Origin of the sequence: Collinsella sp. LCP21S3_A9 (assembly GCF_052118785.1) — a bacterium.
GTDB lineage: Bacteria > Actinomycetota > Coriobacteriia > Coriobacteriales > Coriobacteriaceae > Collinsella.
Genome location: NZ_JBQKGN010000009.1, coordinates 1 through 16854, shown reverse-complemented (window position 1 = coordinate 16854; position 16854 = coordinate 1). Strand labels below are relative to the sequence as shown.

General features: G+C 60.3%; 5 protein-coding genes and 1 tRNA gene. 2 read left to right on the top strand and 4 right to left on the bottom strand.

Features of this window, described 5'->3' with window-relative positions; all coding sequences use genetic code 11:
- Positions 1-92: 92 nt before the first annotated feature.
- Entirely contained in the window at positions 93-12068 is an 11976-nt protein-coding gene (locus ACTQ05_RS05290) for a Spy0128 family protein (RefSeq protein WP_441538211.1), read from the bottom strand.
- A 573-nt stretch (positions 12069-12641) separates the two neighbouring features.
- Positions 12642-14423, bottom strand: coding sequence for a tRNA adenosine(34) deaminase TadA (tadA, locus tag ACTQ05_RS05285; protein WP_441538209.1), 1782 nt, complete (start codon positions 14421-14423; stop codon positions 12642-12644).
- Positions 14424-14474: 51 nt separating this feature from the next.
- On the opposite strand from tadA, the gene ACTQ05_RS05280 reads away from it, so the two are divergent.
- Positions 14475-14564 (top strand) — tRNA-Ser (locus tag ACTQ05_RS05280).
- Between the two features lie 2 nt (positions 14565-14566).
- Here ACTQ05_RS05280 and ACTQ05_RS05275 read toward each other — a convergent pair.
- The gene (locus ACTQ05_RS05275) at positions 14567-15151 is read right to left on the bottom strand and encodes a TetR/AcrR family transcriptional regulator (RefSeq protein ID WP_427747789.1); all 585 of its coding nucleotides are present in this window, start codon (positions 15149-15151) and stop codon (positions 14567-14569) included.
- A gap of 211 nt (positions 15152-15362) precedes the next feature.
- On the opposite strand from ACTQ05_RS05275, the gene ACTQ05_RS05270 reads away from it, so the two are divergent.
- The gene (locus ACTQ05_RS05270) at positions 15363-15914 is read left to right on the top strand and encodes a LemA family protein (protein ID WP_427719860.1); all 552 of its coding nucleotides are present in this window, start codon (positions 15363-15365) and stop codon (positions 15912-15914) included.
- A gap of 517 nt (positions 15915-16431) precedes the next feature.
- Here the strand turns inward: ACTQ05_RS05270 and ACTQ05_RS05265 are convergent.
- Positions 16432-16854: transposase (locus tag ACTQ05_RS05265; protein WP_441538207.1), on the bottom strand; the 423-nt coding region annotated here is incomplete at its 5' end.

Genomic DNA, 16854 nt, shown 5'->3' with positions numbered 1-16854 from the left:
GCGCTTGGCGCTCGGTATATCTTACCCGCTCCTGCCCGCTACGGCAAGTGGGGCGAACCCATCTGATGGATTCGCCCCACTCGTTCATATCGCTAGCGGCGCCTGTGGTACAGGATCGCACCGCCCGCGACGGCCAGCGCGCCGGTGCCGGCTATGACCGCGAGCGCGGCCGCCGGCAGGCTGCGGTCGCCGGTGTCGGGCATACCGCCCTTGGAGCCATCGCCACTGGAGCTGCCGCCGGAGCCGTTATCGGAACCGCCACCCGAGCCTCCGCCCGGTGTGCCGGGGTTCTCGGGGGTGCCGGGGGTCCCGGGATTCTCGGCGTAGCTGTTGGTGAAGACCGGCGGCATGTTTGCGTCGCCCTCGTAGGAGACCTTCGCCGACAGATAGCCCGTCTTGGTGCCGTCTGCCGCCTCGTCGCCCACCGTGACGACGATCTTGTGCACCGCCTTGTCGTAGGTCACGTGCGCCTGGCTGTCATCGACCTCGCTCACCGTAAAGGTGTAGGTGCCGGCCTGCTTGAAGGTCAGCGCATCGAACGTGACGCTGCCATCGGCAGCATTCTTGGCGGTCGACATGACCTTGCCGTCCCGGCTCTTGAGCTCAAAGCTAAACTGGCCCGCCATGAGCTCGGCACCCTTGAGTACCTTGGCGGCGCCCAGCTTGAGGGTGACGGGTGCGGCCTCGTAGCCGTTGGTAAAGGTCACCGAGGTGTCGCCCACAGCATTGCCCTCGGCATCCGCCAGCTCGTGCTTGACGGTGAGCGTGCCGTTTTTGGCATCGGCAACCGTCGTGCGCACGCGGTACGTCGCCCTGTCGTATGTCACGCCGCCCGCCGTGCCGGCGACCTCGCGCAGCTCGTAGCCGTGCGTGCCGGGCGCGGTGTAGGTGACGGGGCTGAGCGCGACCGTGCCGTCGGCGGCGTTCTTGCCCGTCGCCGCGACGCTCTCGCTGCCGTCGGCGGCAAGCTCGACCAGCCGGAACTCGAACTCGCCCTCGGCCAGGTCACGGCCCTTGAGCTTCTTGCTCACCTTGATCTGGTTGGTGACGGAGCTCGGCGTCGGGTTCACGATGTAGGTGTTGGTGAACTCGAACGCGCCCTTGCCCTCGGGCGTGCCCTCTGCGGGCAGGACCTCCGCGGCGAGCGTGCCCGCGTTGGTGTCCTCGACGACCCTGACCGTGAAGGTCCTGGTCGCCGTCGCGTCGTTGACCACGCCGTCGACCGAGCCGGACTCGCTCACCCGGTAGGCGAACGTCTTGGTGCGCAGACCTTGGCCGTCGATCTCGGCGTCATCGAGGTCGCTCGGCTGCTTGAACGTGATGTGGCCCAGCTTGACGTTGCCAGCGGCATCGTTGGTCGCCTCGGTCACCGTCTTGCCGGAGGCGTCGACCGGTGCGGGCGCGCCGTCCAGCGGCTCAATCTTAAAGGTGTACTTGCCCGCGATGTCGGCCTGCGCCAGGCCGAGTCCGGCCTGGCTAAGCGCCACCGTCTTGGTGCCCGCGAGGTCGACCGTCGCCTCGTTGGTACCGTAGCCGTTCACGAACGACAGCGTGCCATCAGAGCCCTCGGGATAGACCACGCTAACGTCCAGCCCGCCCTTACCGTTATCGGTCACCTTGACCGTGATGTCGAAGCTCGAGGCGGCCGCCGTCACGCCCGCGGGTAGCCGGTCCGTGCCGTCCTCGGATACGGTATAGGGAATGACCCATGAGCCGTCGGCGGCCCTGGTGGCGGTGCCGTCCGCCATCATCTGCTCGAGAGCGTCGGTGGTGTAGGCGATGGGCGAGAACGCGAGCCCCGCGGCCTCGCCGTCGCCGGAGGCCTGGTTGGTCGCGGTCGCGACCACATTGCCCTGGGCATCACGGACGGAGAACGAGAACTCGCCCGCCGCCGCGGCGCGACCCGTCAGCGTCTTGGTGGCATTAATTGCCACGTTGCCCTCGCCGCCGAGCGTTCCGGTGGCCTCGTAGGAGTTCTGGAACGCGACCGTCACGGGCGCGGGCGCCGCCGTGGCATCATCTGCTGTGGAGACCTCGCCGCGGGCGACCTCGACACCGTCCTTGGCAACTGTGGTCGTGACCGTGAGCTTGCCCGTCGCGGCGTCGTAGCCGGGCGCGATGGTCACCGTGCGCGGCGCGGTGTCGTTGGTGTAGCCCACGCCGCCGAGCTTGGTCTCGGTGAGGGTGAAGCGGTAGACCTTGCCCGCGTCGGCGTCAGTGAACTTCACGTCGCCCTCCGCGGCACCACCGATGAGATCGACCAGGTCGGCCTCTCCGTCGTCAGCCGCGGCCACGGCGTAGGCGTCCCTGTCGGTCTTGAGGCCGAGCTTGGCGGCCGTCTCGGCGTCGGCGGTCACGGTGAAGGCAAACTGCCCCGCCTCCATGGCGCGGCCGGAGAGCGTCTTGGACAGGCGCACGCCCGCGCGGGCCGAGTAGTCGAGCTCGGTCGTGTAGGTGTTGACGAAGTCGCCGCCGCTCGCCTGCGCGATCGCGGGTGTCGTGGCCGTGAGGTTGCCGGAGCCGTCGTCGGTCACGGTCACCGTCATCGTGGCGGCGTGGCCGTCGTAGGCCACGCCGGCGATGGCAGAACCGTCATCGGGCCTGACCTCGCGCACCGTGTAGGTGAAGGTCTTGGCGCGCACGCGCTTATCGCCGACCTCAGCGAACCCGGCGTCCTTGATGTCGTTAAGCGTGTAGCGAATGGAGCCAAAGTCGAAGGCGACCCTATCGCCCGCCTTGGTGCCGGCGGCGGCCGTCACGCTGACGGTCTTGGAGCCGTCGACAGAGCCCTCGGGCATGGGTGCGCCGCCCTCGCCCGTGAGCGTGAACCGGAAGCTGTCGCCCTCCGCCCAGTCGCGGCCCTCGAGCGCCTTGGTGAAGAGCCCCGCGGTGGAGACGTCCCTGCCCTCGGTGGCCGTTCCGTACGTGTTGGTGAACGCGACGGTCGCGCCGTCCTCGGTCACGGCGCCTTCGGCCTTGGAGCCGTCAGCCCCGTTAACAGCAGTCGTGTAGCCCTCGGCGGCGTCCTCGGTCACGATGTAGCGCGCGTCCACGGGCAGGCCGGCGATGGTCTTCTCCTCGCCGTCCTTGAGCGTGAAGGTTGCCTTGCCGTCCGCGAACGTCACGGCGTCATCGCCCTTGCCGAAGGTGCCGGAGACGGGCTCGCCGTCCCCGTCGGTCAGCGTAACCGCAAAGCCAAACTCGCGTTGGCTGTCGCCGTCGACGACCTTCTTCTTGACGGTGAGGCTACCGGTCTTGGCGGTGTTGGTAAAGACCGCCGCCTCGACCGTGCGCTTAGCAGCGTCGCCCGCATCATCGGTCAGCTGTGCAATCTTGGTCTTGGCAGACAGTTTACCGGCGCCGTTGTCGGTCACCGTGACGGCGGCACGATAGGTGGCCTTCGAGAACGTGAGTGTCGCCTCGTCACCCGGCTGCTCGGTAATCACATAGGTATAGGTGCCGGGCTTGGTGTAATCGATGGTACCGAAGTTGCCGACCTGGGCATCCTTGTGCAGCGCAATCGTCGACACGCCCTCCTTGGCGCCCTTGGGCATAGGTGCCTCACCCTGGGCAGTCAGCGTCATGGTAAAGGCATCCGATGTCATCCAGTTGCGTCCGGAGATCTTCTTTTGCACCTTAAAAGCGTTTTCCACCTTCGTGGACTCCACGCTGTAGACGTTGGTGAAACCCACCTGCGTCGCCTGCCCAACGGTACCTTTCTGGGGATTCGCCTTATCGGCAATCGTAAAGCCGTCCTCGCTCGTCATGAGGTCGCCCTTGGAGTCGAGCTCCTGTACCACGTAGTGCGCACCCATGGGCAAGGCAACCGTGACGGAGCCACCTGCCTTAAGCACGATGGCGTCCCCGCTCTTGATCTGTCCACTTACATAGGTGCCATTGGTGCCGCTGGGACGGCCAGCATACGCAAAGGTACCGGTCAGAGGCGTTGCGCCATCGGCCTGGTAGAGCAGCACCTTAAAGGTGAATGCCTTGTTGGGCGCGACAATGCCTTCGGCGGCCGCGACCGTCTTGCTCAACGTCAGGCGCCCGTCAGAGACCTCATCGGTAGTGGTGTTGGTCTTGACGGCAGGGTTGTTGCCGACCGTCACCGACGCCTGGTTGGAAATATTGCCCGAAGCGCCACCGCTCTTAAACGCGTCCTCGGTCACGCGGACCTTAAACTGAACCGTGCCCTCCTTGCCGGCGGGAACGTCCGCCAGCGTCCAGGTGAGGTTGCCGTCATTGTCCTTGGAGCCGGCATCCTTATGGTCGCCCGCGAACTCCACGAACTCGGTCCCCGCGGGAACGGCATCGGTGATCGTCACCGTGGCAGACGCGCCCTCGGTGTTCTTGTAGCCGATGGTGTAGGTGAGCTCATCACCCAGCGCCACACCCGACTCATTAGGATCCTGGGCATCGCTCTCGGACTTCTTGGGCACGTAGTTGGTCGTGGTGCCGGTATAGCTCTTGTTGTCAACCGTTACGGTAGCTTTGTTCTCAACGGTGCCGACCGCACCCTGGGCGTCCTTCACAGCGTCCCCGGTAATCTTGACGCGCACGCGCACCGAACCGTGGCTGCCCGCAGGCTGCTCACCCAGGTTCCAGGTAAGCAACTGACCGCTCGCGGCGCCCTTATCGGCATACTCGCCCTCAAAGGCCTCGAACACGACGCCCGTGGGAAGCTCGTCGTTCACGGTCACGAAGGCATCGGCCTCGGTATTGACCCAGTTGATGGTATAGACGTAGGAGTCGCCCACAGAGAGCAGCTGCCCGTCGATGTCCACATTGGGCTTCGCGACCGTGCCGATCGTCTTGACCTTATCGCGCGTATTGTGGAAGACGATCTTGCCGTTCTCGGTACCATTGCGATAGGTCACCTTGGGCGTCAGTGTGCCGTTGTTGTTGTCGGTCACCTCGAGCAGCACGCGACACGTCGCAGACGTATCCACGGGACGCACGCCCGCGGGCAGTTTGGCCAAGCGCTCCTTTGCCACCAGGTTAAAGCTATAGGTAGTGGTGTGGTCGGCATTGTGCCGTTTGATGGCAACGCCATCGTTGACGGCGCGGGCAAGGTCAATCGTCTGCTCATGAGTTTCGCTGGCAGCATCGCCAAGCTTAAAGTAAACCTTGCCGAAGTCGACCGTTGCGGTACCGTTCTCGCCTGCTTGGGTCGCGCCCTCATCCATCTTTTCGAGCGAGCCATCGGCCTTCTCGGCATACAGGTCAAACGTATACTGGCCAGCCTCGATCTTGTCGCCGGAGTCCATCACCTTCTCGGCAGTAAGACCGTCGAATGTTCCGGTCGCAGCGTAGCTGTTGGTAAAGAACACCTGAGCCTTGGCAACACCGTTCTCGGAGCTAAAGGTCTTTGCGTCGTGGACATCTTCATCTCCGTTGGCGCCATAGTGCTTGGCCGTGGTCACGGTGTAGAGCGAACCATCGCCGCGTTTCTTAACCGCAATCTCTACCTCCCAATAGGTGGAGTCGTATGTATAGCCGCCTTGGCCTGCGTCGTTCTCGACCACCTTATAGGTAAACGTCTTACCCGCATCTTTCGTCGCAAAGGTCAGGCCTCCCAAAATACCGGTATGGGACGTGCCATCGGTTTGCGGCTCATCGTTTGTAACGACAAGCTCGCCCTTATCCTTGTCCGCACGCAACAGCTCCTTAAGCTTTTCGGTTGAGGCGGTGTCCTCGCCCGTCACCGTAAAGCCAAACATGCCAGCATGCAGGCCGTGCCCGCTGAGCGTCTTGACGATCTCAAGACCGCCCTGGAGCTCGTAGCTCGTTGAAGTTTGGTAACTATTGGTAAAGATGAAGCCTTCCAAGCCGGTCGTGCCATCGGCACGCGCCACAAGCTTGCCGCCCTCATCGGTTACGGTAATGGTCAGGACATAAGGGTGCGTGTCATACTTCCACTCGCCGAGAACATTCGGAACTTGTTCGTTAATAGCGAACTTATACGTGCCCGGCTTGTTGAAGGTGAGCTTTGAGAAGTCAATCTTTTCGTGCTCCCCGTCCTTGAGGGCCGCCGTCGTTTGCTTCTCCTCAGCGTAGCCGTTGTCCTCGCTCATCGAAGAGCCGGTGATGAGCTTGCCATCGATGGCAGTCTTGGTAGCATCGTCAGCCGCGGTCATAGCAAAGGTGAACTTGCCCGGAGCATCGGCACCGGCAACCACCTTCGTCACGGACGGGGTGTAGGTTGCCGCCTCGGTGACCGTATAGGTGTTCTTGAATTTGACCGTCGCGACACCGGTGGACGTTGCACCAGACGGATAGATCCACTGGCCCTCGAGCTCATCCTCGCCATCGACCTGCTTGCTTACCGATGTCGTGACCCTAAGCGTGCTGTCGCCATTATCCGCCACGACAGCCTTAACCGTATGGACCGTCTTGTCGTACGTATAGCCCGTCGCCTTGTCGTCAATCTCGCCCACCGTATAGGTGAACGTCTTGCCAGCATCATCCTGAGTGAAGGTCAACCCACCCGCAGGTATCAAACTCACGGTCTTGGGGGCGTCGGCCTCGACATTTGCCGCCTCAAAGACCTTGCCGTCCGTGGAAATGCCAACCTTGCTGGCAGATATCTCGTCGGCAGGCTTGACGATATAACGGAACGTGCTCTTAGGCGAGCCAAAAATGGTCGCGTCCTTGGGATACGTCAACGTCTTCTCGATCTGCAGACCGCCAGCAGCGCCATAGTCGAGGCTTGCCTCATAGCGATTCACAAACGAGACGGCAGGCGTTGTGGCGCCGGCCTCACTTGCATCGTACTGCTGCACGTAGGTAGTCGAATCTTGCTTGAGCTGGACGACCTTTTCGTCCGTCAGCGCGCTCGCGTCGGCGCCTTCGCCCAGCAGCTCCATCACACCCGCGCCCTTGAGCACCGTCGTCACGGTGTAGAGCTTGGCAGGGTCGTTTTTGCGCGCAAGAACCTTGACGAGCACGATGGCGTCGCCCGTGTAGCCGGTGTCATAGGTGTAGCCGGCAGCCGCAGGCTGGTTCTCGCGGATGCGATAGGCAAACGTACGCCCCAGATCCTGCTCCGTGAGCTCACGGGCAAAGAGCTTCTCTTTCCCGCTTGCGCCCATCACGGCGCTGGACACGCCGGCCCCCGCAGCCGTATTGGACAGGCTAGCCTCGGAGCCATCGACCGATGTCTGAATGCCGTTGTACCAAAGGCCCGTCACAGCAAAGGTGAACTGGCCTGCGGTAGAGGCGCGACCCTCAAGGGTCTTGCTGACCGTCACGCCACCAAAGGTACCCGACGCATGGTACGCGTTGGTAAAGGCGGCCTTGCCGGTTACGGCCTTGTCCGCATCGGAGGCGCCGGTGTTGGCGTAGCTCACGCTCGACACGCGCAGCTTGCCCGTGTGATTACCCAACTCATCCAGATCGGTCACCACAACGGTCGCTCGTGCGGTGTGTTTGTCCATGGACATGCCCGCCTGGCCATCCTGCGCGGCGTTCTCGGTGATATTGAAGCTAAAGGTGCCCGCGCGGTTGAACGTCACGGTCGGGGCGGCTTCGGTGCCAAAGACGAACGAGGCCATGCGCCCCGACTCGGGCGCACTGGCGACAGCTTGGTTAGTGCCGATAACAACGGCCCCATCCGTCACTGCCTTTGCGGTGGTCTTACCCAGACCAGTTGCGCCGGTATCGTCCGTAGCGGCGGCAAGGTTAAAGGTATAGCTCTCGTCCTGGTTCCAGTCGCGACCGCTCACGGTCTTCTGACCCTGCAGGGTCACGCTCGTGGGATCCACGCTATATATATTGGTAAAGGAAGGCGTAACGTTCGTGTCCAACTGCTTTACCGAGCCGTCTTCTGCAATCTTGTAGTACTCGATCGAAGTCTGGATGCCAGCACCCTTCTCGGCGTTGCGCACCACGGCGTAATAGACCGATCGATCGTAGTCCATGCCCGCAGTGCTACCGAGACTCTCAGCGAACTTGTACACGTAGGCGCGTCCCGCATTCGCCTTGGCGGTATAGGAGATTTCCGGCCACGTCACTGTACCGTCGGCGTTATTGCCCACGGTTGCGGTGTTGCCCTCGGGCATGGGAGCCGTCACGCTCGTATCGACCGCATCGGGGTTGAACGTTGCGTTGACATCCGCTAGGCCGCCAACGCCCTCGAGTGTAAAGCTAAAGGTGTTCTGGGCAAGTGGGAACGTCCCGGCGTTGTCGGTCAGAATCTTTTGAGCATGGATGATGATCTTCGTTTCGTGTATATCGTAGCGGTTGGTGAAGGTTGCGACCCTATCGGCAACATCCGTCTTGGTCTCGACACCCGCGTCGTTGCACTCCTGCACTACCTTCACGCTCGTAACGACCAGAGCGCCGGCTTGGTTATCCTCCACCACAACCTTCGCAGTATAGGAGGCGGCAGAGTAGCTTATGCCGTCTGCCCTGGCATCGGATCCGGGGATAACCTCCGAGATGGTATAGGTGTAGGTACCCGGCTTGGTATAGGTAATATCGCCAAATGTCGCCGTCTGGGTATTCTTGGTGAGCTCAACCGTAGCCACCTTGCTCTTGGCACCGCCGGGCATGGGAACGCCGTCGTCGGCCGTAAGCTGCACGGTAAAGGAATCGCCATCGACCCAATCGCGACCTTCGAGCACCTTCTTGGCGCTCAGACTATTCTGGGCGTCGAGCTTTACGGGGCTGGCGCTGTAGTTGTTGGTAAACTCGAGTTTGTTGCTCGCAGGGATCTCCCCGTCCACGAGCGTTACAATCTTGCCCTCGATGGTGTTGCCAGTTCCCGACTGCTCCTCGCCACCGGCTTTGCGGCTCACGAGGCTAAAACCAGCCGGAAGCACCGACTCGTCGGCAGAGCCGGTCACAGCGTTGACGATACTCGCCAACACGTCGCCGCTGGACGCCTCGCTCTTGGTGGTGAGCTCGCTCACGCTATAGCTGTCGCCCTGCTTAAGGTCGTATACGCGGATGGTCTCGCCGGCCTTGATGGAATGGGTGTAGCCGTTCTTGAGCGTGAAAGAGTCGCCCACGGCTTTGCCGTCCGCATCGAACACATGCGCCTCGTAGCCCTTCTGGGACTCCGGCAGGGTGAACTTAAACGTAAAGGTCAGGTCGTCGCCTTTCGCATCCTTAGTGGGTGCAGTAAGACCAGTATCTGCCGTCACCGTCTTGGTCACCTGCAGGCGTGCCACACGACGGTCGGCATACTGCACGCCCGTTCCCGTGGTAAAGAGATGATTGAGCTGAAGCGTGCCCAGATTAGTACGGGTCTTGGAGGCATCGTCTATATATTTTGGATCATCCTCTTGATAAAGGGCCATGCGGTTTACGCCCGTGTCCGCATAGATAGTAGCCAGCTTGTTGTCGCGCTCGCCACCGTCCTCCACATAGCGCAGGATGGTCTTGGCACCTTGCGTCGTCTTGTCATAGCGCATATGCATCAAGTTGCCCGCAAGAGAAGGCGTCACGCCCTCGGCGGTACTTGTCTGGCCCCATGCCAGGTTTCCGTTGGCGTCAACGACCGCACTCTGCAGCTTACCCTTGATGTGCGTAAGCGTATTGTCGATCGAGTCGGGAGAGCCAAACTGCGCCAGGGAGGCAATCAGCGAACCAGGGCCGCTCATGCTGAGCACACCGTCGCCTTTCTTGCCGGCATCCACATACACACCCGAATCGTCCACGATTACCTTGGTGATGGTGTTGTTAATCTCATGGCCATCTGGACTTACAGACTCACGCAGGTAGTACGTACCCTTGATAAGGGGCGCATGATTTGTCGAATCGAGCGGGAAGCATGCGGCACCCTCTATGTCATACGGATAGGTCATGCCGTTTGCCTGCACGGTGTCATACGGCGTGGCGCCGGTTTTAATGGCATACGTGCTGGGGCTATCGCCGGTAACATCCTCGGCCTTGTATAACTCAAACGTTGCGCCGTTCACGGGTTCGCCCAGGTCGTCAACCTTCTGCACAAACAGACGGTTTTGAACGTTGGTGAGGTGGATCACCGTAGAGAACTGCCTGTTTGTCATTTGATATTGGACCATAGAGGTGTTGTCGGTGGTTGCCTCCGCCAGAGATGATGCCGTGGTGTGATACACCGCCACGGTATATTCCGCCTTCGACTTGTCCGTCATCATGGCGGCGTACTTCTCGATATCTCCGGGCAGCGACCTAACCGTTACCTCGTAGTCGCCCTTGGTGTTGACGGCAAAGACACTCGTGTCCGCCGATTTGGCAGCCTCGACCGCACCGGCAATGCCGTGCGCGGAGCACAGCATATAGCCATTGAGCGGGTTGCCCGTGACCGCCGTCCACGCACTTTCGTCCGTGTCTTTCTTAGTTTTATCGGTGCGTTTGAGCACGACAGCAAATGTCGTACCCGAGCTAATGGGATTGCTCTTATTGTCTTGCGTACTTTCAGGAAGAGAGATGGTCTCCTTGGCAGCCAGATAACCACCGTTGAGCCACATGCGGCTACCCGTCCATTGCGTTGCGTCGTCGGCCATGGTGACCGTTGTTTGCGGCGCAACCACCACGCCGCCCGTGCCACTTGCCGCGGCTGGCTTGTACTGCAAATGCAACTCGCCTGGCGTTGCAGTGGTCGACGAGGTCAGGCTCGAGCGGTATCCCGCGGGCAGGCCAACCTCTTTGAGTACAAAGTAGTCGCAATGATTGGTGTTGTGCTCTTCGTCAAACGAGAGGACGGAACCGTTCGACTTTTGAAGTATCAGCTGACCCCCGTCTTTCGTCGTACCCTGAGCGACGAGCTCACCCTTATTCCAGTCGGCATCTGGTCCATCGGACCGGTACAGCTTGAAGGTTGCGTCATTGACTGCCTCGCCGTTTTGGTCGACCTTCGCGACCTCGGACGACGGCAGGGTGGTGAGGTTGAACTTGAGCGACATGTTCGATGCACCCGCGCCACGCTCCAGATAGAAGAAGCTCAGCGTGTGCTTGGTGCTGTTGAGGAAGGTGTTGCCGGAGAAGTTGGTGGTATCTGCGCCGGCGGCTTCGAACATCGCCCTAATGGTGGTGTCTTGAATTGTCTTTTCGGGATCATTTGCATTGTCAACATGACCGACATGCACGCCACCGGTGGCGAAGTTGATCTTGAGCGTCGCCTTCTCGTGGATGCCACCCAGATCGCCCACGAGTACGCCATCGATGTACACCCAGACGTCGTCGTCACCCGAGAACTCAAAGATCATATCCTCGTTTTTGGTGGTCTTGCCTTCCTTAGGCTGGACAAACTCCGTTGTCATGGACATGCCAAAGTGGTGGTTGAGCTTATCGTTCGTTCCGTCCGTTATTCCTATAGGAGAGAGCTGACCGTTCTTCTCTTCAAAAACCTTGCGGGCCGAATCAAAGGGGAAGAACTGGCCCAGATTTGTATCTGATACTTTGCTCTTATATACGCCCGCCTTATCGTAAACGTTAAAGGAGTTGGTCGTGGGGTTATATACGGCATAGTTGCCGTTAGAACCATACGAGTCGTAAACGTAATAGCCATCTTTGAGCTGGAAGAGCCCATTCACGTTGCTGTAAACGGCCTTGCCGTCCTGTTTGCCATTGGCCTGGCTGGCATTGTTAAAGAGATAGGCCAGCGATTCATCGGTGCAATCGCCTTTCGTGCCGTATGAGGTATAGGTGCCAGCCTTGATCTCGGGATAGCCATTCACCAGCGTGTTCTTCACAAATGGAAGACGTCCAAAGCCGTCGACGCCGCTTCTTCCCGTCCATTTATTAATGCCCGATCCGGCGCCGCCATTGAACTTGAGCTGGTGATCTTTGTTGATTCCAGTGTTGTTATTACCATTATTGTTGTTTATGTTGACGGACTTATCATTGTCACCGTTCACGACCCAATAGTCGAACAGATTTACCGTGGTGCCGGTGGGATTCACCGTCTGCACGGTGTGGTTGCTAAAGGGAACCGCTTGATCGGCCGACGCACTCGTCGCGCCAAACATGAGCGCGCACGCTGCCAGCGGGACAGTCAAAAACCTCAGGACACGCTTTGCGGTATTGGTTTTCTTGCCAAAAGGCTTTAGTATTTCTCGAACTCTCGCGCACACGCGATTCATGAAGGCCTCCCCAATCCATGAGGACGGCAAGAAGCGGCTCATTATATGTGTCGTCCTCCTCATCGATGTAAATATACGCCCCCCCCCCGCGCAGAAACGCAAGGCGAGACATCGCTATACAGTTAAAATTGTAACAATTTAAGCGACCCGAAATCCAACATCAGGTTGCCACTTAAGCTCAAAACTAACCATTCGCGCCCCACAAGGTAGCTAATTTGGGACGGAGCTATTTTGGCTACTTGGCCAAACCGGGCTCCCGGGGCAGTCTTTTTGGGACGGAGCTGTGCCACGGAAAGGGCCCATCTACTACGTTTAGGTCGCAGGGGTCGACCATAGCCGACTTTTTCGAAAATCGGCAAGCTCTCTACCTGCGGTTTTCTTTTTGTAAATTCCGGGATGGTCGAGGGTGGCCGGTTTAACGTAGTAGACGGCCGCATTTCGTGGCGAACGGTCCGACCCAAAGCAGCCAACCTCGAATGGACATTCTCGAAGTTGCGGTGGAATACGGACTGAATTGGCCCCTTAAAGGCAAAAACACTCCGTATTTCACCGCAACTTATAGGGAGATAGGTTTTAGAGGCGGCCGAGGTCGTAGGCTCGAGCGGCTGCCTCGCCGGCACAGATGAGGTTGGTTGTGGCTTCCTGGGGGTCGAGCGCTTGGTCAAGGGGCATGGGCCTGCGGCAAACCGGCAGAACCAAGTCGATACCCTGTCCATACACCGCATCCAGGTTGTCGGCACGACCGCCCACGACGGCGACCACCGGCTTGCTATATCGCTTCGCACGACGGGCCACGCCCACCGGCGCCTTACCGGCGGCGGATTGCTCGTCCATATTGCCCTCGCCCGTTATGACCAGGTCGGCATCGCGAACGCACTCGTCAAACCCAATCAAATCGAGCATCGTCTCCACGCCCGAGCGCAACTCCGCGCCGAGCGCCAGCAGCGCGGCACCCAAGCCGCCGGCGGCACCGGCACCGGGCACACCAAGCACCGAGCCAAATGACCGTGCACCCTCGGGCGCGCGCAGAAGCTTCTGGGCTCGCATCTCGAAAATCGCCGCATCGAGCAGACGACCGTAGCCGACCATCCAGCCGTCGTACCCGCGCAGCGCCTCGACGTCACCCGTCGGCAGGCCTTTCTGCCCGCCAAACACCGTCAGAGCGCCTCGGCGCCCCACGAGCGGATTCTCAACATCGGAAAGCACCACGATACGCACGCCATTCAGCACCCGAAGCGCTGGCGCCAAATCGATACTCACCACGTGTTCGAGACCCGCAAGACCGGGGGCGATATTGCAGCCACACTCATCGACAAGATTCGCGCCCAGCGCCTGCAGCATACCGGCGCCGCCATCGTTGGTAGCGCTGCCGCCCAAGCCAATATAGATAGTCTTTGCCCCAGCACGGACCGCGCGAAGCATGAGCTCGCCCACGCCATAGGTTGTGGCAGCCAACGCCGCCGATTCCGTGCAGGGCGAATACCCGATGCCCGCCGCCTCGGCCATCTCAACTACAGCCGACTCGTGCTCACCGTCCACCAGCATCCGTGCAGACACGCGATCGCCCAAGGGGCCTGCAACCTCGCAGGTCACAAGCTCGCCGCCGCGCGCGGCGACGGCGTCGAGCGTTCCCTCGCCACCATCTGCCAGCGGCAAAGCGCTCAGCTCGACATCGGGCCACACCTGGCACACGCCTTCGGCAACGGCCGCCTCCGCCTGCGCGCTCGAAACGCTGCCCTTAAAGGAATCGATCGCCAACAGCACACGGCGGGGTCGGCGGCACGCGACACCAAAATCGACCGCCTCAACGGCAATATCTTCGGCACACGTGAGTGCCTTGGCATGAGCGACATGTGCCTCAAAATCGGCCCCACAACCGCAGACAGCACCATCGGTGTCACGCAGCCCACTAAAATAGCCGCTCAACACCTCACGACACTCGTCTGCCAGCACGCCAGCGGTCACATTAAACCGATGGTTCAGGCGCGAATCGGCATTGAGGTCATACAGCGAGCCCACTGCGCCCGCCTTGGCATCGGCCGCGCCATACACGCAACGCCCCACGCGCGCGTTAACCATAAGCCCCGCACACATGCAGCAGGGTTCGAGCGTCACGTAGACTGTACAATCGGAAAGGCGCCAACGCCCAAGCGTCTGAGCGGCGGTGCACAGGGCCAAAAACTCGGCATGTGCCGAAGGGTCCTGGTCGAGCTCACGGCGATTATGCGCCCTCGCGACAATCTCGCCCGCACGCACCACCACAGCACCAATCGGCACCTCGCCCACTGTCGCAGCGGCGCGCGCCTCCGCCAGCGCCTCGCGCATGAACTTCTCGTCGATTTCGGTGATCGTCATCGTTCGCCTTCCCTGTTGCAAATTCAAAACGATGCTATCATTACGACTCACGGAGAGATGGCAGAGCGGTTGAATGCGGCGGTCTTGAAAACCGTTGAGCGCGAGAGCGTTCCGGGGGTTCGAATCCCCCTCTCTCCGCCACCTTAGTGATTCACCGGCGTCATGGTGCGCTCAAACAGCGCATCGACCACGTCGGCCATCTCGGGTCGACGCTCAAGATCGTGGCCCGATTCCCACCAATTTGTGAACACTCGAATAATGCCACCGGCGATAAATTCCGATGTCGTCTCGAGCGAAACGGGCGCCAGGGCGTCTTCGGCAAGCGAGCTCATCACGCGCTCACGGATGGAATGCGCGATGCGGTCGCAAATCATGCCGGTCAGCATGCCCGACATGCTGCTCGCCAAAAGGTTATCCATGAGCTGCTCATGCGCCAGTACCATATTCATGGCATCGTCAAAGACCTCATGGCGAAGCGCCTGTACATCCACAAGCGGCTCCGCGTCCGCTGCGTCGGTCTGGTTTTGCGGCAAGCCCGTCATAAGCTCATCGATATAGAAGGCAAAATAATCGTTTTTATCGCGAAAATGCTTATAGAACGTCGTGCGGCGAATCAGGGCCCGGTCGCAAAGCATGGCAACCGTCAAATCCTCAAACCGATGCTCTTCCAAAAGCTCGGTAAAGGCGTCGAACAGGGCACGATAGGTTTTCTTGATGCGAAGGTCCATCCGTATCGCCATCCTCAAGGCGTAGACAGCATTCCGTAATTTGTCGCATATCTTACACCTGTACCAACCGTTCGATATTGGCGCCCCCTCCCTGGTTGAAACAAAACGCTTACCGGAAAGTTCGGCACCGCCAAAGGTTGCGGGTATACTAGATACGTTATACCAACAACGGCCGGCGCAAAACGCCGCTGCCATTCGAAACGGAGACATCATGCTTCCCGTCATCATCGGTATCGTTGTTGTCGTTGTGATCGTCTGCGCCATCGCTGGCATCTACAACAACATGGTTACCAAGCGCAATCGCATCGATAACGCCTGGCAGAACATCGACACGCAGCTGCAGCGCCGCAACGACCTGATCCCCAACCTGGTCGAGACCGTCAAGGGCTACGCCAAGCACGAGCAGGACACGCTCGCCGCCGTGATCAACGCGCGCAACACCGCCGTAAGCGCCACCACCCCCGAGGCCAAAATGGAAGCCGACAACGTGCTGACCGGTGCACTGCGCCAGCTCTTTGCCGTGGCCGAGGCCTACCCCGACCTTAAGGCGAACACCAACTTTATGCAGCTCCAGGCTACGCTCGAGGACACCGAGAACAAGGTGAGCTACGCGCGCCAGAGCTACAACGACTGCGTGCTCAGCTACAACAACGCCATCCAGACGTTCCCGGCCGTTATCTTTGCCGGCATCTTCCAGTTTAAGGAGCGCCAGGGCTTCGAGGCCGCCGAAGCTGCCCGCCAGGCACCGACCGTCAAGTTCTAACAGATCCGCAGCGTATCCTTAATCGGGTATATGCATAAACCGCATAAACCGTCCCGTCGAATGCATACTTCGGCGGGACGGTTGCTTTTTGCCCACAGGTACCCCAGAGGGCGGCGTGCAAATTTTGGAGTTTTCAGCATTCTGGAGCCCAAAGGAACAGGAATGGGCCCACAAAACCGCGTTGAAAACCCTGATTCTGAGCCCTCAGCACCTCAGGGATCACTCATTTTCTACAGGATGCGGCTCACGGCGCCTGACTTTCGCCCAAAATCCCGTATGCATGCGCACCCGGCTGCTGAAAACTCCCAAAAATGTACGCCCCGTCCCACCCCAGGCGAGCGGCAACCGGAAAACCGCGCACGCACCTCTTCCTGGTGCGCGGTTTTCCTACAGAACTGCGCGGGGTCATTAGGGCCAAGCTCCTTATGGAGCCCACACCCAGGCGCACTCCGCAGGATGAAAGAACCCCCGCCGCACGTTGAACTGCACCCCAAAACCTGGACGGCTTAAATAAGAACTACGCCGCAAGGGACTGTCTCCGGAACTCCTCCGGGGTCAGTCCCTTCAGTTTAACCTGGCGCCTCCTCGTGTTCCAATGGACCACGAAGTCGTCGAGGTCCGCCTTGAAGGACTCGAAGTCCGGCCACGTCCTTCCGCGGAAGAACTCGTCCTTGATGTGGCCGAACACCTGCTCCGTCGCGCCGTTGTCGATGCAGTTGCCCTTCCGGGACATGCTCTGCACCACGCCGGCCTCCTCCAACCGTCTGCACCAACCGGCCTGCTGGTACTGCCAGCCCATGTCCGAGTGCAGGATCGGCCTGGAGCCCTTGGGCTTCTTGGACACGAGCTGGTCGAGCAGCTCGTGCTGCTGAGCCATGTTGGGGTGCAGCGACGTGGACCAGGCGACGATCTCCTTGCTGCCGAAGTCGTAGACCGGCGC